Annotated in this window: 20 protein-coding genes; 1 reads left to right on the top strand and 19 read right to left on the bottom strand. The window is 26.7% G+C overall.

Features of this window, described 5'->3' with window-relative positions:
* Window positions 1–127: 127 nt before the first annotated feature.
* Window positions 128–604, bottom strand: coding sequence for a transcription elongation factor GreA (greA, locus tag CLFE_RS11705; RefSeq protein ID WP_077834035.1), 477 nt, complete (start codon window positions 602–604; stop codon window positions 128–130).
* Between the two features lie 175 nt (window positions 605–779).
* Complete coding sequence (locus CLFE_RS11710; RefSeq protein ID WP_077834036.1) at window positions 780–2,117, bottom strand: right-handed parallel beta-helix repeat-containing protein; 1,338 nt, start codon at window positions 2,115–2,117, stop codon at window positions 780–782.
* A gap of 177 nt (window positions 2,118–2,294) precedes the next feature.
* Here CLFE_RS11710 and CLFE_RS11715 point away from each other — a divergent pair, with 177 nt between their 5' ends.
* Window positions 2,295–3,176 (top strand): SPL family radical SAM protein, encoded by an 882-nt coding sequence (locus tag CLFE_RS11715; RefSeq protein WP_077895397.1) that lies wholly within the window; start codon window positions 2,295–2,297, stop codon window positions 3,174–3,176.
* 29 nt (window positions 3,177–3,205) lie between these two features.
* Here CLFE_RS11715 and CLFE_RS11720 read toward each other — a convergent pair whose 3' ends face one another.
* The 17 genes from CLFE_RS11720 to CLFE_RS11800 form a co-directional block, all read right to left on the bottom strand.
* Window positions 3,206–4,984 carry a VirD4-like conjugal transfer protein, CD1115 family gene (locus tag CLFE_RS11720; RefSeq protein ID WP_077895396.1) on the bottom strand — a complete coding sequence of 593 codons (1,779 nt, stop codon included), beginning with the start codon at window positions 4,982–4,984 and terminating at the stop codon, window positions 3,206–3,208.
* A gap of 9 nt (window positions 4,985–4,993) precedes the next feature.
* A complete protein-coding gene (locus CLFE_RS11725; protein WP_077895395.1) occupies window positions 4,994–5,206 on the bottom strand; it encodes a hypothetical protein in 213 nt (70 codons plus the stop codon).
* Window positions 5,207–5,220: 14 nt separating this feature from the next.
* The gene (locus CLFE_RS11730) at window positions 5,221–5,709 is read right to left on the bottom strand and encodes a DUF5697 family protein (protein ID WP_077895394.1); all 489 of its coding nucleotides are present in this window, start codon (window positions 5,707–5,709) and stop codon (window positions 5,221–5,223) included.
* 16 nt (window positions 5,710–5,725) lie between these two features.
* Window positions 5,726–6,325, bottom strand: coding sequence for a prepilin peptidase (locus CLFE_RS11735; RefSeq protein WP_077895393.1), 600 nt, complete (start codon window positions 6,323–6,325; stop codon window positions 5,726–5,728).
* 72 nt (window positions 6,326–6,397) lie between these two features.
* Window positions 6,398–7,063, bottom strand: a complete 666-nt coding sequence (locus CLFE_RS11740) for a hypothetical protein (RefSeq protein ID WP_077895392.1) — start codon at window positions 7,061–7,063, stop codon at window positions 6,398–6,400.
* Between the two features lie 173 nt (window positions 7,064–7,236).
* On the bottom strand, window positions 7,237–7,890 hold the full coding sequence (gene cpaB, locus CLFE_RS11745; RefSeq protein ID WP_077836120.1) for a Flp pilus assembly protein CpaB: 654 nt from the start codon (window positions 7,888–7,890) through the stop codon (window positions 7,237–7,239).
* A 14-nt stretch (window positions 7,891–7,904) separates the two neighbouring features.
* Window positions 7,905–8,465: a hypothetical protein gene (locus CLFE_RS11750; RefSeq protein WP_242951726.1), complete on the bottom strand. Its 561-nt coding sequence runs from the start codon at window positions 8,463–8,465 to the stop codon at window positions 7,905–7,907.
* 15 nt (window positions 8,466–8,480) lie between these two features.
* Window positions 8,481–8,912: a hypothetical protein gene (locus CLFE_RS11755; RefSeq protein ID WP_139356239.1), complete on the bottom strand. Its 432-nt coding sequence runs from the start codon at window positions 8,910–8,912 to the stop codon at window positions 8,481–8,483.
* Window positions 8,913–8,926: 14 nt separating this feature from the next.
* Window positions 8,927–9,100 carry a hypothetical protein gene (locus CLFE_RS11760; protein ID WP_139355776.1) on the bottom strand — a complete coding sequence of 58 codons (174 nt, stop codon included), beginning with the start codon at window positions 9,098–9,100 and terminating at the stop codon, window positions 8,927–8,929.
* A gap of 61 nt (window positions 9,101–9,161) precedes the next feature.
* On the bottom strand, window positions 9,162–9,995 hold the full coding sequence (locus CLFE_RS11765) for a type II secretion system F family protein (RefSeq protein WP_077895391.1): 834 nt from the start codon (window positions 9,993–9,995) through the stop codon (window positions 9,162–9,164).
* Between the two features lie 19 nt (window positions 9,996–10,014).
* Entirely contained in the window at window positions 10,015–10,968 is a 954-nt protein-coding gene (locus CLFE_RS11770; RefSeq protein ID WP_077895390.1) for a type II secretion system F family protein, read from the bottom strand.
* A gap of 2 nt (window positions 10,969–10,970) precedes the next feature.
* A complete protein-coding gene (locus CLFE_RS11775; protein WP_077895389.1) occupies window positions 10,971–12,245 on the bottom strand; it encodes an ATPase, T2SS/T4P/T4SS family in 1,275 nt (424 codons plus the stop codon).
* On the bottom strand, window positions 12,245–13,543 hold the full coding sequence (locus CLFE_RS11780; RefSeq protein ID WP_077895388.1) for a MinD/ParA family ATP-binding protein: 1,299 nt from the start codon (window positions 13,541–13,543) through the stop codon (window positions 12,245–12,247). The genes CLFE_RS11775 and CLFE_RS11780 overlap by 1 nt, the downstream gene beginning before the upstream one ends.
* Window positions 13,544–13,928: 385 nt before the next feature.
* Window positions 13,929–14,108, bottom strand: coding sequence for a hypothetical protein (locus tag CLFE_RS11785; RefSeq protein WP_242950944.1), 180 nt, complete (start codon window positions 14,106–14,108; stop codon window positions 13,929–13,931).
* A 149-nt stretch (window positions 14,109–14,257) separates the two neighbouring features.
* Window positions 14,258–15,115 (bottom strand): DMT family transporter, encoded by an 858-nt coding sequence (locus CLFE_RS11790; RefSeq protein WP_077836082.1) that lies wholly within the window; start codon window positions 15,113–15,115, stop codon window positions 14,258–14,260.
* A gap of 221 nt (window positions 15,116–15,336) precedes the next feature.
* Window positions 15,337–15,687 (bottom strand): hypothetical protein, encoded by a 351-nt coding sequence (locus CLFE_RS11795; RefSeq protein ID WP_077836081.1) that lies wholly within the window; start codon window positions 15,685–15,687, stop codon window positions 15,337–15,339.
* Window positions 15,688–15,784: 97 nt separating this feature from the next.
* Complete coding sequence (locus CLFE_RS11800; protein ID WP_077895387.1) at window positions 15,785–16,444, bottom strand: DUF2786 domain-containing protein; 660 nt, start codon at window positions 16,442–16,444, stop codon at window positions 15,785–15,787.
* Between the last annotated feature and the right edge of the window lie 42 nt (window positions 16,445–16,486).

Genomic DNA, 16,486 nt, shown 5'->3' on the forward strand with positions numbered 1-16,486 from the left:
ACATAATTAAAATCTATATTTATATTCTAGTTTGTAAATTCTATTTAAAACTTATATTATTTATGCCATATTTACGAAATAAAAATACACCACAGTATAAACACTATGGTGTACAGAACTTCACTTTTTAATTTTCTATGGATATTATTTTTACATCTTTTATATTTCTGTCTTCAGGAAGCATAACATCAAACATATCCCCTACGTGTTTTTTATATAGTGCTTTTCCAAAAGGTGAATCTACACTTATGTATTCAGTATCCTCTTCTTCTACGTTTATATTAAGAGTAGTAACAAGCTTGGCTTTAAAAATTTCTTCCTCCCCTATTTTCAAACATACCTCTGAACCTATATCAACTTCATTAGAATTTCTATTTTTTTCTATGATTACAGAATTTTTTAATAGCCTTGATATTTGACCAAGTCTCCTATTATTATGGTAATATTCTTCTTTTGCCGCCTTATATTCAGCATTTTCAGAACGATCCCCAAATGCAGCTGCCTCCATTTTTTTCTTAGCTATCTCATGTCTTTTAACTGTATTTCTATATTCATATTCCTCTTTTAACCTATCATAATCACTTTTAGTGAGCATTCTTGACATTATTAAACACCTCTTTATCAGCAAAATTTAAAAAAATTGCTTTTAAGTAATCTATTTAATTTTCTTTATGTATATTATACTACCTCAAAAATTAAATATTAACAATTATGTTTATAAATAAATAAACTTTTATACTAGAAAATTAGTATAAAAGTTTATTTATGCATTATTAAATTTATCTTATAAGTCTTCCAATATAAAATAGTGGTAAAATACTATAATCTGTGTTAACATTAATCCTTTTCCCACTATAGTCTCCACTAATACTATTATCAACATAAATATTATTAATTACTTGATTATTTATTTGTGAATCGTTTGCGAATATTGCATGCGCACATCCAGAGGTTGAATTGTTTATATCATTGCTGCCTATTATACTGTTACTTGCTTTATAATCTACAAATACTGCTGAATTGTTATTTGTATCCCATTTTATATTTTTTGATGCATTACTATTGTATTTTGAATTACTAGATTCGTGTACTCCATAGCCACTATTTGTTATGGCATTTCCTACAACATGCAAATTATTTGATCTAAGCATATATATTCCTACATAATCGCATTTATCAAGTTTGTTTCTAACTACTGTAGAAGCTGCTAGCTCATCTATTTCCATACCAAAATAAGCAGGATTATTTATTCTGTTGTTGTCTATTACAAATCCAGTTCCCACATAGGTGTGATTGTCTATTTCTGAATTAGTATGCTCCGTTTCTGCTGCAATCTTTATACCTGATAGTGCACAATTATTTATTGTGTTATCTTCAATAATATTATTAAAGGCTGGTATTGATACAAATATACCTTGAGAATTAGAATTATTAACTACATTTCCTCTAACAACAGATGAATTACACATATAAAAGGCTATTCTTGTGCCCTCTATTGTATTATTTATTAATTTTCCATAACGTTGAAGAGCTAAAACTACTCCGTCTCCCTCATTATTTGAATATACAGTACAATTTTCTACAGCATTATTACTATCTAAATTTCCATTTTCTACTCCTTTTATGGTATCTGTATCGCTTGAATAATCTTTCCCTGCAAAATAAATAGAAAAATTACTATTTGATCCATATACTATACAATTACTCACCACTACATTATTAGAATGTCCTTCTACTATTGCAGTTCCCTTTCCATTGTACTTTTGACAATCTACAGTTAAATTTGTTAATTTTACATTACTTGCATAAATAGCAATACCATCTGCTGAAGAATTGGTTTGTATAATTTTCACTCCTGATTTAGATTCACCACTTATATCAATATTACTGTCTGATATAATTAGTGTATTGGAAATAAAATAGGTTCCATTTTTAATTAAAATATTCTTATTGCCAGCTTGTATAGCATCTTGTATAGTACTATAATCACCAGTTCCGTCTGAACTTACAATAACTCTTTTCATATCATTATTATCTGCTTTAACTATCATTGAAATGTCTATACTAAACGTGATAAAAGCAATGATTATTAATATTAAAAACTTTTTTATTCTCATAAGTTTATCATCCTCCATCTATTATATCGTTAATTTGTTTACGTTTTTATACCTTTATTGTATTTAATTTACTTATAATTTAAAATTATTTTTAATACATAATATGCTATAATAGTTTTAATTTGATATATGTTAAAGCTGTTATAATTAATTTACTAAAGGAGCGTTATTTAAACAATGATAAATGAAATAGAGACAAAAACTCTACTTTCATCTAATAAAAACCCTTCAAGCTGGTTTGGTGCAAATTATATCTTTAATATTTATAGAGGCTGTGAACACCACTGTATATATTGCGATTCCAGAAGTTTATGTTATAGAATAGATAACTTTGACGAACTTATCGTAAAAATAAATTCTGTAGATATTATAAAAAAAGAACTTAAAACAAAAAGGAAAAAAGGTTGTTTGGCCACGGGTTCTATGAGTGATCCATATACTAAATCAGAAAAAAATTACCTATTAACTAGAAGATGCCTAGAAGTTATATCTGAAAACAATTATCCTGTACATATAACAACAAAAAGTAACCTTATACTTAGAGATATAGATTTACTTGAGGAAATAAATAAGATTTACGCATCAGTCGCCATAACTATTACAACAACTGATGATCATTTATCAAGCATAATTGAACCTGGAGCACCCTCTTCTTCTGACCGTTTTAAAGCTCTTGGTGTACTTTCTACCCTTGGAATAACTACTAGTATAACAATGATGCCTGTATTGCCTTTTATAGAGGATACTGAAGCAAATATTTTGGATATTGTAAATAAAGCAAGTTATTATGGTGTAAAACATATTGTTCCTTGGCTTGGTATGTCTTTAAGAGATAGACAAAGAGATTATTACTATAAAAGTTTAGATGAAAATTTCCCATCTTTAAGAACAAAATATGAAAAAACATTTAAAGAAAGTTATAACTGCTCAGCCAGAAATGTATCAAAACTAAATAATGTTTTATTAGAAGCCTCAAGCAGATATAACATTTCTTTAAAGATGCCATCTTACCATCATAAATTGAATTCTACTCAACTAAATTTTTTAGACAAATTATAGACTTCTCATTTTTTAGAGAAGCTTTTCTTTTACCAAAAATCTGACTTTTGAGCATCCTTTTTCTTATCCTTTAAGTTATCTTTCTTTTCCTTATAATATTCAGTAGTCCAATTTGGTAAGTAGTCACTTATGTTAATGTGCTTAATTAATTTTGAAAATTTATGTTTTGTATAGTCCATTTTATTTAATAGAATAGGTTCTTGCCCTCTTAAAATAAGTATTTCATTTTTATTTGACAATCTTAATACCTCATCTGGATTCATTAAATTTCTTTTTAATGAACTACTTGTCGTATGTCCTAAATCTATAATGCCCTCAAAGCCCTCAGCTTTACTTAACTTTGTATCCTTAACAGTTGTAGTTCCTAAAAGTTTAGATACAAACTCAGAAGTTATTATATCCGTTGCCCCTAAAAATAATCTACTATCACAATTTCCTATAATTTCGGACCAGCCGTTATTAGGATATCTATTCTGAAGTTGAGCTATATTTTGAAATATTATAAAGCTTGAAATTCCTCTTGAACGCATAGTTGATATTTTCTTTGTAAAGTCTGGTATAGCCCCAATATTAGGAAATTCATCCAATATAAAATATACATCTTTTTGATGTTCTTTTGGCGCATAGTCTGCATATTTAACTAATTTTATAAAAAGAAACGAAAAAAATAGCCCTGCTATAAAATCAAAGGTTGATGACATATCTGATGTTATGCAAAAATACGCACACTTTTCTTTTTTAGGTAAAATCAAATCAATATCACTGGTTTTAGTAAGATTACAAACCAACTTATTTTGAAATATTTGAAGCTTTGATCCAAGGCCTATGACTACTCCTGTTTTTACTTTATCAGATGCCTGTGAATAAATATTATATGGCATTTTAGCTTCACTCTCTTGTGATAAATTACTAAATAGAGTATCCAGTGCTACAGTACTATTTAAAGCAAGCAGAGAATATACTGACGATAAATTTCTCTCATCCTCTGGATTTTCTTTAACAACATATAAAACTAATGCTTTTAAAAGATTCATTTCTGCTTTATCCCAAAATTCATCTTGTTTTGCACCAGGTGCTTTTGTATTTATCATAACAGTCTCAACAAAATATTGAGCTGATATATCGTCTTCTACTTCATTTAATGGATTCCATCTATCTGAATTTATCATATTTACTAAATTAAGAACCTTAACGGTGTACCCTTTATCTCTTAAATATTCAGACATAGACTCAAAAATTTCAGCCTTTGGGTCTGTAATAATCATTGATTCATTAGTTTCACTTAGCTGCATTATATTAGGTCTTACAAAGCTTCTACTCTTCATGCTTCCACTAGCACCAAATACAGCTATATTTTTATTTAGAAAAGTATTACTTGGTAAAGTCACCATTTTATTTTCTATAGTACCAAACACAATTCCTTTTTCATTTCCTATATTAAGTACTTTTTTCATTTTCTTTTTATTCATCCAATTAGCAGTTCCCTGAGTACCATTATCTCTTAAGTAAGTTATTCCTCCTGCCGTGTCTCTACTTCTAAAACCAAAATATAAAATACAAATTAAAACAGTTATAATAAAAAAGGTTATAATGAATTCTTTTAATATATAGCCATGAGTTATAATTAGTTTAAAGTTCTCAAAAGGATGCTTATACATAATAATTATTTTTTTAAAATGCACATTATAATTATTTGACATACTCATTTCAATAAATTTATTTCTAAGTACTATAGGTGGTATTAATAAATAAATACTTACTAGTATATATATTAGACTAAAGAATACTATCTTAAACCTTTTACACATAATTGTATACTACCTTCCTTTTTTAATTTCCTGTGTAAAGAAGCTTGCCTTACTAAAACATTCTTTAAATCCAAGTCGCTTTGAAATAGCTAAAAAATAATTTTCATACTCTTTAATTATTGTAAACTCTCCCCTTATTTCTCCTCTATTTTTCAAAATGGTATTGCCCACTTTGGGCATTCTAACCTTTATACTCTCTTTATTATAAAAAGAATTACCCATTATAAAATCTCCCTTCAAAAAAAATAAACTGCACCATTTTCTATAGTGCAGAATTTTACTTGCTTTTCTATTTTTATTTTTTCTTGCTGCTCCCTTTTATATAAGATTAAAATCACTCTATCTGAAATACCTCTGTTTATTACCGTTGAATAAAGACTTTCCTCTCCTTCTTTTACAACTGCTACATCAAAAACTTTATTATTTCTAAAAAATGCAATTATAAAAGGAAAGTCCTCAGGTATACACCAATGGATTGGCAATTCCTTATTTCTTAAATAAACATATAAATCCAATGCTTTAAGAATTTTAGAATTATCCCTTATATCATTCTTCAAAAGATATATATCATCTATTTTATAAATTTTTTGTTCACTTATTAATGTTTTTAGATGTTTTTCAATATCTTTTATATCTAAGAGACCTTTTAAATGTTCCAGTTTAGCACATCTAAATGTCCTTATAAAATTAAAAATTTTTTCTTGTTTTAAATTCATATAATACATATTCTCTCTCCCCCTATTAAAATTTGATCATATTACCATTAACTATTACAAATGAAATAAATATAAATGGCACAAAAGCTACTCTTTCTAACCTGAGTGTTTTATATTTTATAATCTTAAAAATACCATAGCCCCCACATAGGATCATTGATACTGCAAGCATAAATATTCCTCTATAAACTCCAAGATATAAACCACATATAGTGAATATCTCAACATCACCCAAGCCAATAGCCCTAGAAAAAGCTAAAATATACGTAACTCCTAACATTATTACTGCTCCAAACATATAACTCATTAAACTTTTTCCATCTAAAAAACTTATAAACGTGTGTCCACCGCAAAACAAAAAGAAAATACATGTGATACAAAAATATATGTTCTTTGTTTTAAAATCAATTATGGATATTAAAAAAAGTATATAGGTAATAACATATAATATTAAAAATTCAAAATTAAAGCTATTTTCTTTATAAAAAATAAGATAACTTGCTCCTAATGCTATCTCCCAAAATCTACGTTGCTTAAATGTCAGCTGATTTTCTTTTAAAACTTTTTCTGTATACTTAATGGCTATATAACCTAAAACTACACCACATAAGAAACTAAATATCAAAACATATTCCTCCTAATTAAAAAATAGCGAACAGGACTGCACTGTCCAATTCGCTATAAAAATAACTTTATTTTATTTTTGATTTTTGTTGATTTCATCCATTATCTCTTGTTGAGTTTTTGATGCATAGTCTTCATCTTGACTATTAGTCGTACTTGATTTTTGCTGATTAGTAACTGATGCATCTGAATTTTGGGGTTCTTTAACTGTTGGCTCAACTGGCTTAATTGGCTCTTGAGTTTGGTGTACTGGTGGATTATTTACAATAGGACTCTTTTTTATGGTATTTTGTCCGCTTGTCCTACTTGACCCTTGTTGATTATTACTTTGCTTTGTATTCGTATTATTGTTTTTATTAGTATTACTATTTTTTGCACTACTGTTACTTGACTCTGTTGTATTTTTTCCTGAATTTAGATTATTAGTTTCTACATTGGATTTTGAAGGTACAGTAGTATTATTTGCATTTTCTACCGACTTATTTACAGAAGCTTTATTATCTTCTTTAACTTTATCTTGAGGTTTAGCCTTAGCTTTACTTTTATCTGAAGTCTTTTCTGCGGTTACCTTTTTCTCTACAGTTTTGTTATCATGTATTTTATATACTACTCCAACTAAAACTTCACATGCTAAAATAAACCCCATGGCTCCTATAAGTATTTTCATTTTATTTGACTTATTTATTATACCTCTTTTGGATACCCTTTTTGATTTTCTAAACGTACCTAATCTCATCATCTCAATACCTCTCTTATTATTTATATAAACTATAAGCAACCCTTTTACTTATATTTTACATTTTATACTTTAATATTGCAAATTTGAGCTTTTAGCCTCTTATATAAACTTATACTATATATTGAAATTACAGCACATTTATTGCATTTTTTATTTATATTCTTTTTTTTAGCCTATCTTTTTAAAATTGACGACTTATCTATTGTAAAATAACCAGAAGCTGACTCTTTAGCTATTTTAACAGCCTCTTCTTCTGACACAGAAAATATAACAGAAGCCGCCAAAATATTTTTATCCTGCTTTTTAAGTAGTTTTCCCTCAGAATCAACTGCACCTATAACTTTAGTTTTCTTAGCAATTGTATCAGTTACAGCTTCTTCATTAACTATATTCGTATGAATTATATCAACAGTATCTCCTTCTCGCATGGTCCCTGCAAAAGCATCATTATTGAATTTAGCTAGAGGTATTGAAACCTCCTTTTCATTTTCTCTCAAAAAAACTTCTATATTGTCACTTTTATCTGAAATTCTTTGCCTATTTAACACTTCTCCTTTGTATATATCTCCAATAGCGTATTTATTTTTTATCTCCTCCATACTTATTACACTATTAGATGATATACCTTCTGCATAAGAACTAGATTTTTTAGTATTATAATCACTAAGTTTTGTACCTTGCTTTATATCTTTAGACGCTATTATAACCTCTTTTTTTAATGTTGAGCTTAATATTTTATTTTCTATTATAATTAAAAAACTAAAAGCAGCACAGCCTATAAAAACTGTACTTATTAATATTCTTATATTAAACTTTTTTACTTTCAAATATACTCATCCTTTCATTTAACTATATCTGTATCAACTGATGTGGTAACCGTATTTACTTGTCCAAAGAGAAGCTTAACATTATAACTTATAGACGTGTGTATACTTGTATTTTTAACTACCACATTATCTGAAGTCTTAACTATGTTCTCATTTTTATTTTTCACTTCACTCTTGATAAAAACATTGTCTTGTGGTTTATAAGTTAATATTTCCACATAATTGCCTTTAACGTTGTATATAGTAAATTCATTTATAGTGATAGTACCTTTAAAGCTATCATCTAAAGAATCCAAATTACTATTAAGCTTCATATTCTTTTGTAAATACTCCTTAAACGTATTAAGTGCTGAATTGCAGTCTTCTATTTTTAAATTTCTATCATCTAAACTTAAGGAATTCTGATCCACATTTTTGTAAATAGCAAGATTTGAAAAAACAACATCGTCCTGCACTCCTTCTGCTGCTTTTACTATTAACATATGAAAAAAAACAAACTCTACTAATAAACCTATTAAAATTAGCGTAAATAAGCTAAGTACAACCATTGATGCGTCACCTTTGAGTTTCTTCACCTAAATTCCCCCTTATCAAGGTTCAATTACATTTTTACTTGTAGAGCTCTTTTCAATAACTACATTTTTTTCTTCATTAGAAAAGGTTGGTATTATACTATTTACAATATTTAAATTTTTTATAGTTTCTTTATATTTCACTTTAAGATATACACTTTCTCCATAGGTAACTGGACTAAGTGTTGTACCTGAAATATCTATGTTACTTATACCAATAGACGCAAACTCATTTATCATTTTTTCTGAATTCTCTTCTTTTAAATATCCATCCTCCTCAATTTTTAACATATATTTTCTAGCTATTGTCTCTGCTTTATAAGTAGCATTTATAGGAATTATGTTTGATACAAAATAAAGAAAAACACTACTCATTATAAGGATTCCAATCAATGTAGCTATAACTATTTGAACTCCACCTTCTTTTTTCATATTTAACAAATGATGCAAATTATCTCCCCCTTTTATGAAAATATACTTTTAGTAGTATTGGTAAACCAAGTTTGAACACTTGACATAAATCCATTTATAAGGGTTTTGTACATAGGGTAGGTTATAATTAAAAAAACAGCTATAATTACTAAAACTGCTACAGTATTTACCTCTCCCTTTTTTACTTTATTAAATAATTGTTTCATAAAACCTCATCCTTTCATTTTATAATTGAAAATAAAAAAAGCTGCAGTTTCCTGCATACTTTTAACTAAACAATCCATGTGTACTTTTTAGTAAATCACTTCCTATACCATAATATACCATGCCAAGTATTCCTCCTAAAAGGAGCATGGATATAATTAAAACATATATATCTATTTTTTCTGTCTCACTAGCTGTGTAAAAAGAATTTACAGCTTTCAAGGCTGCACTTTGATCATCTATTATTTCTTCTTTTAAACCACTTGATAAGCTTTCCTTTATAATTGCAACAAAAGTATCTATTTCAGGCATATCATACTCACTATTAAATTCATTAAGTGCTTTTTCAATATTTTTAGATAAATTTATTTTAGCAGCTAATTTTATTAAACTCTTTTGGAGTCTCTTACTTTTACATACTGTATGAACTTCTAATAATGCATGTCCAATGTTCACTCCAGCAACTGTTTGTAAACTTACCAAATCATATACATCAGCTAAATCCAATCTTATTCTATTTTTATCATCTTCATTACTTAAATAATTTACGATGTCCACTGAAAAAAAGCCTAATATAGCTGCTGCTACTCCCCCTATTAAGCCTTTAGTTGATGCTCCAATATATTGTACAGCTGCCACTGCTCCTCCTAACAATATAAACAACTTTAAAAATATATAACTTTTTACATTTAATTTAAGCGGATTACCACATTTAACAAGTTTTTCTTCAATCAATTTTCTATTGAAGAAATTTATTGTATTTGTCTTTTCAATTGGGCTATATTCTGGCTTTGCTTTTTTATATTTAGAATTAAATTTTAGTTTTATAAAGTATCTTAGATAGTAAGCTATAATTAAACTACATATTAAAAGTATTAATTTAATTATATATAGCAAGTTTAGTCCTCCTTTTTATTTAATAATTGAATTTTTTAAGAGAAATACACTTATATGCTGCAAATAAAATTACACATAAAATATACCCTAACAGCACTTGTCCTCCTCTCGTATTCATAATCAAAAAACTAAAATTTTCTGTAACTTTAGATAATGCATTAAGTATTATTACTGCCATAATTACTATAACTGTAATACTTATTTGTGCAGCTCTAACTTTTCTTTTTCTCTTCTCCTTCTCTTCATAATAATTTCTAACAATTATCCTTGTCTTATCCAAAAGCTTTGAATAATTAGCATTGTTTAAAGAACATATATATAAGTTTTTAAGTATATTCTTAAACCTTACATTCTCTACCTTATTTATATAATTTTCAAAGGCTTTATCTATAGAAATTCCAAATCTTACATCCCTTATAAAATCATCATTATATGTTTTAAGTGGTTCTTTAAGTTTTTTTGTAGTCTCACCTATCATAAAGACTATATTATTTTTAATCTCAGCATTACTCTTTAAGGAACTTATGAAAAACATTATGTTATTATCAATTTTATCAAAGTTTATTTGCATCATTTCCTTTAGGATTCCATAAAAAATAATAAGTACAGCTAAAAATGCCACTACAGAAAATATCAAACTTTTATATAATTCAAAAATTAGAATTGAAAATAAAAATGATATAATAAAAACCCCAAAAGCAAAAACCTCGGAGCTCATATATTTAAAATATTTCCTTATACCTGACATATATATAATTTTATCTAATCTATTTAAAATACTATTTTGTCTTTTTTCTCTATATACCCTATTTACTTTTTTATCAAGAAGCCTTTCTCTGTACTTTTTATCAAAATGATGTAATACTGCTTTCAATTTTCCCCTGTCACCTTTTACTAATTTATATGATACCTCATAAGCTAATAAAAAAGTTACTAAAATAAAAATAGAATTTAAAATTATATATAACTTCAAACTTATTCACCTCCTATTTTATCTATTATTTTAGAACAACTCTCATTTATTTTTATAAAATTACCTCTCCTTAATTTAAATACTTCATTATAAATAATTTCACAGCTTTCTTCATTAAAGCCTGAAACCTCTGTTATTTCACTAACTTTATAATCCTTCATAAATATTATGATATCTACTAAGGAAAGTATCTTTAAAATTCCATATCTATTTAAGTTAGGATTTGCTTCCACCATATAATTAAGCAATCTCTCTATAGCTTCTTTTGCTCCATTTGAATGTACAGATCCCCAACCACTATGTCCTGTTCCAATAACCTTAAAAAGATTAAGTACCTCCTTTCCTTTAATTTCACCTATTACAATCATGTCCAAATCCTCTGTCATTGCAAATCTTGTTAAATCTGTTAACGTATACTCAGCATCATTTTCACCTATTCTCCTTTTCTCTTTTTGAAACATCATGTTAGGATGATTGGAAAAGAGTTCCTCTGATTCTTGTACTATAAGTGCTGCTCTATCATATGGGACTTTTTCAAGCAATGCATTTATCATAGTTGTCTTCCCACTGCCTCCTTTTCCACACAAAAGTATATTTACTCCTGCTCTAACATTTTTAACAAGATAACTATAAATTGCTTTATCAAACATATATTTCTTAAACATTAAGGTTTCAAGTTCTAACTTGTGTTTAGGTATTTTTCTTATAGATACATATGCATTATCTATGGAGTTTATAAAAGATGAACTTACACTTATTCTCAGATAAAATTCATCTGTATTATCTGATAAAATCTGCAAAGCATTTTTCTTATCAAGAGTTCCATTAAGCTTTATGACCATATAATTGAAAAATATATCAAAGGATTTTTTAGAAGGAAATCTTACTTCTGATGAAATCCTCTTCCCTCTATGCTTTACTTGTATATTGTCATAAGAAAGCACCCTTATATCTGAAATTTCTTCATTATCAATTAAGTCTTGAAGTACATAATACCCAAATAAATAATCTTTAACTTTTTTTATTAAAAGTCTCCTTATTTCCTCATCAATTTTAATTTCATTTTTGTCTACATAATTTAGAATTTCGTTTTTAAGAGAAACTTCTGGCAATTTACCACTCTCTGTATCATTTATTAAATATGGTCTTTTCTCTGTAAATTCTTTTATTATATTATCTACTAATTTTGCCAACTCATCTCCTATATTATAGACTTCGTCATCTATTAAATTAGTATTTTTATAATTGAGCTCTTTAATTAAATTAACTCTATTCACTAAATTGCACCTTCTTTTTTAACAAAAAATCTACTAAAAAAAGAAGCCTTAGGTACATAATCAAGCTTCTCAAGTATACTATAATATGCTTTTTTAGATTCTTTTTTCACACCTATTGTTTCTATAAAAGGCTTTTGTTTATTTAATGCATACTCTCTTATATCATCTTTAGGAATATAACCTATGAGTTTATAATCACAAAAAAGTTCTTCTATAATTTCACTATCTAAACTTTTAGGAGAAAAATCATAAATGACAAAATTCAACTTATCTTTAGTTATTACATTTTTAAAATTCTCTGCTACAAAAAGAGCATTCCTTATACTTGTATAATTAGGCTTGACGATAAATATAATTTTACTTGATAATTTAATAGGAACAAAGGTACTTCCCAGACTTATATCAGGATTTGTATTTATAAGTATAGTATCATAAATCCTACTAGCAGTATTAACTATTTTTGAAAAATACTCATTTGGCATTTTTTCAAACAACATTAAGTCATAAAGTCCAGTTGCTAAATCTATGTTTTTATATTTAGGATGCTTTTTTACAAACTTAACCAGATTATTTTCATTTAAGATATCCCTTTCCAACGCATTATACATCAAAGTAAGGCTTGTACTTTTTTCTATATCATATTTACTCTCAATGTTTATTTCTTTTTTTACTCCAAGAAAATTATCCATAACAGGGAATAAGGTATTAAAATCTAAGATTAATATTTTTTGATCAACCTTCTTTGATAAAATTACACTTAGCTGTGTTATAAAATCTGCAGTTACAAAAGCATCATCTGTTGTATACACAGTTATTATGCTCTTTTTCATTGTCCTAGTCTTATATACTATTTCTTTTACAGGAACTTCAACTTTCTTTTCAATAACTCTATTTGTGATTTTTCCTTCTTTATTTTCTAGACCGCTGTATTCTAAATATATATCAGATATATCTGAAAATGAATTTGGTTTTAGAATTAAATTAATAATCTCAGACGGTTTCACAGGATCTAACAGTATATCATTTATAGAATAATTAAAACACTCTTTTATTCCAAAAGGGTCATCTGAACTAGTTAGGTATACAACTCTAGTATTATTAGATTTTAAATCAAAAAGCAATTTAGACATCACAATATCGCCTACAAGTCTATTAGATATAACCACTATGTTGAAATGTTTAATTTTAAAAAACTCCCTATAATTAACTTTGGTAACCTCAATATCTTTTCTCCCCTTTAAAATTTCCGTAACTTTATTATCAAGTTCTGTCATACCTGTTGCCATTGCTACATCCATATATATTACCTCCTTTTTATTTTAAACTAGAAAAAAGCCTGGAAATCCAGACTTTAAAAATTAACTTTACAGATATAAATTTTTTAATAACAACTATTTTCCACAACTTCCCTAGAACAATTACATTTTAATATATATCTTCTAACGAAAACTATCTAATTACTACTTTTTTTCTACCGTAGTATTTGTAATCTTTAATTTAACTTCTTACTTTATTATTATTTAGTATACTTTACCTTATTAATTGAATATAATATTTTAGTATAAAAAATATATGTTTATAATATAAACAAATGTGCTATAATATAAATAAAGAAAGTCATTGGGCTTTATGCTTAAATATAAGATGTTTATCTAAAACGCACTTAGTGGAATGGGTGCGTTTTTAGTTTTTTGAGCTTTTATTTTCAGATTTAACTTCTATTTCAGAATTCAAAACATTTTTAATTCTTGTCTTACTTTTTAATGCTACTTTATCCTTCATATAGGTAGCAATAAATACTATAGCTGTCATAGCCAATGTTGTCATACAAACTATTGCAACAAGAATTATTTTATCACTCATCATATCACCCCCTGTTGTCTAAATTACCCAATAACTTTCTTCTGGCAAAGAAAAACTTACTGGGGTGATATATAAATATCTTATACCGTCTTCCTATATCCATATTATACCACATTTTACATAATGATATTCATTATAGGTCTATATTGTTACTTTTTAAAAAATAAAAATGCAATTCCAAAAATTAAAATACATATGTAACCAAACTTTTTTTTGAGATTTTTTTCTTTAAATATAATTCCTCCAACTACAGCAGAAACAATTATAGATATTTTTCTTAAAGGCATAACTATTGATATCTGACTGGAAGGAATATTTAGTGCTGTAAAATATATTCTGTCTGATACAATAAGTATTAAACTCATAAGTGGTACAAAAAAATCAAGCTTTACAGGACTTCTATCTTTAGCTTTGATTCTAAAATAAATCATAGCAGCACCATTAAATAAAAACATAAATAAACAAAACCAAAATTGCATTTGTCCTGCATTTATAGATTTAAGTGCTATTTTATCAATAGTTGCACTTATAGCATTTAAAATTGCTGCAATTATCATAAAATAAAAATACTTATTCTTAAATATATTTACAACTTCATTTGAACCCACTCTTCCTATAAAATAGTAAGATACAAGCATTATACCAATTCCTATATACTGTAAAAAATATAGTCTTTCATTTAATATAAAAATACCAAAGATTACAGAGAACATAGGATTTAAGGTATCAAAAGGCGTTATTACACTTATGGGTAATTTTTTTATTGCTGAAAAGCTAAGTGCCCAAGATATAAAAACAATAAATGTCTTAATAAGTATTATTAAAATCTTATCTCCTTTAATATTTAACGCATTTTGAAACTCAAAAGATACAAAAATAAACGCAAAAAAAGAATAAAAAGCCAATACTGTTATTACAGAATTCTTTTCAAAAGCTTTTTTCTTTGTTATATCCCACAACCCCAATAAAATTCCAGATAAAATGACCATCCATATCCATGAATACATAAAATTGCTCCTTCTATTGTATAATAATTTTTAAATACTCTTTTACAGTATATATTTTTATTTTATACAGGTCAATTTTCATTATTTTTAAAATTTTCTATTAAAAAAGCAGACCTTTGCCTCCTCTTAATCAATTTAATTTTATTTTAAATTCCATACTTGATAATTATATAGAAAAATAGCAAGCTTCATCCCTGAAACTTGCTATTTCAACTATATTCCTATTTTATTTTTAAAGCATCTATTATTTTATTTTCTTGATCTTGTGTAATAACCTTATCTTTTACTAATTTATCTAAGGCATCTTTAGGTTTACCTGTTGCTTTTGTAACGTTATCCATAAGTGCAGTCAATACCGCAGCTGATTGTTCCTTTGTTATTGCACTGCTTTTTTCTAAATCTTTGAGACCAGTATTATATGTCTTTTTTATATTATCCTTGTCGACCACTTTTTTTGTAGTATTTTCAGTATTTGAAGAAGAGTTATTGCTGCACCCGCAAAATGCGCATAATGTAACAATTAAAAGCAAAGCTATAGTAATAATTCTATTGAAAATTTTATACTTTTTCATTAAAAATCTTCCTCCCTAATTAAAATTAATTTATCACAATATAGCTTCTACTTTTATATTAAATTTATTCTAATATACTTCTTATATTTTAACCTGCTTAGTTCGAAATTTTATCTGTTATACTGAATTTTTTTCCATCTTCATGCCCTTTAAAATAAATATGATTATATCCATTATACTTGACTTTCATACTTATTTTTCCATTGAACTTAATCCTATTATGTTCCTTGGTAACTTCCTTATCCTTAGCTAATACAATTGCCCATTTAATATTAGATTTTTTTTGGATTTCGAAGCTTTCTTGAAGCCCATCAATAAATCCCAATGCATAATCATTTTCAATACCTTTTGTACTGATTTTTTTCTTCGAATACTCATATTTTAATCTTTTAACAATACTATTTATAGAATCTATTGCATAATTAAGAACAATATCACATATTATAATATCTTCTTCTTTCCCAAAGAAAATTATTGTATTAGTTCTTCTTCTCTTATAATAATTATAACATCCAAAATTATCAGCTATTATTTTAGCAAGATATCCTTTCCATCTTGCTTTGGTAAAAGATACTTTGCTTACTTTTTCTTCAATTATACTATTATTCACACTATACTTCGTAACTTCCTTTAAAGACAACTTGTATTTAATTAAAAGCTCTTGTGCTTTAATCATAGCTAATTTAGCTTCATTTTCGTTACTGCTTTCACTTAAACTTAATAATTTTTGTATTTTCTCAATTATTTTATTGTTCATTATTATCTCCTCTAATGAGAACTTTTTACTCTTGATTAACAT

The organism is Clostridium felsineum DSM 794 (assembly GCF_002006355.2).
Lineage (GTDB): Bacteria > Bacillota > Clostridia > Clostridiales > Clostridiaceae > Clostridium_S > Clostridium_S felsineum.

Excerpts from the sequence above, each read along its gene's own strand:
- greA (WP_077834035.1), bottom strand. The coding sequence starts at position 604 with ATGTCAAGAATGCTCACTAAAAGTGATTATGATAGGTTAAAAGAGGAA.
- CLFE_RS11710 (WP_077834036.1), bottom strand. The coding sequence starts at position 2,117 with ATGAGAATAAAAAAGTTTTTAATATTAATAATCATTGCTTTTATCACG.
- CLFE_RS11715 (WP_077895397.1), top strand. The coding sequence starts at position 2,295 with ATGATAAATGAAATAGAGACAAAAACTCTACTTTCATCTAATAAAAAC.
- CLFE_RS11720 (WP_077895396.1), bottom strand. The coding sequence starts at position 4,984 with ATGTGTAAAAGGTTTAAGATAGTATTCTTTAGTCTAATATATATACTA.
- CLFE_RS11725 (WP_077895395.1), bottom strand. The coding sequence starts at position 5,206 with ATGGGTAATTCTTTTTATAATAAAGAGAGTATAAAGGTTAGAATGCCC.
- CLFE_RS11730 (WP_077895394.1), bottom strand. The coding sequence starts at position 5,709 with ATGTATTATATGAATTTAAAACAAGAAAAAATTTTTAATTTTATAAGG.
- CLFE_RS11740 (WP_077895392.1), bottom strand. The coding sequence starts at position 7,063 with ATGATGAGATTAGGTACGTTTAGAAAATCAAAAAGGGTATCCAAAAGA.
- CLFE_RS11760 (WP_139355776.1), bottom strand. The coding sequence starts at position 9,100 with ATGAAACAATTATTTAATAAAGTAAAAAAGGGAGAGGTAAATACTGTA.
- CLFE_RS11780 (WP_077895388.1), bottom strand. The coding sequence starts at position 13,543 with ATGGATGTAGCAATGGCAACAGGTATGACAGAACTTGATAATAAAGTT.
- CLFE_RS11785 (WP_242950944.1), bottom strand. The coding sequence starts at position 14,108 with ATGAGTGATAAAATAATTCTTGTTGCAATAGTTTGTATGACAACATTG.
- CLFE_RS11790 (WP_077836082.1), bottom strand. The coding sequence starts at position 15,115 with ATGTATTCATGGATATGGATGGTCATTTTATCTGGAATTTTATTGGGG.
- CLFE_RS11795 (WP_077836081.1), bottom strand. The coding sequence starts at position 15,687 with ATGAAAAAGTATAAAATTTTCAATAGAATTATTACTATAGCTTTGCTT.
- CLFE_RS11800 (WP_077895387.1), bottom strand. The coding sequence starts at position 16,444 with ATGAACAATAAAATAATTGAGAAAATACAAAAATTATTAAGTTTAAGT.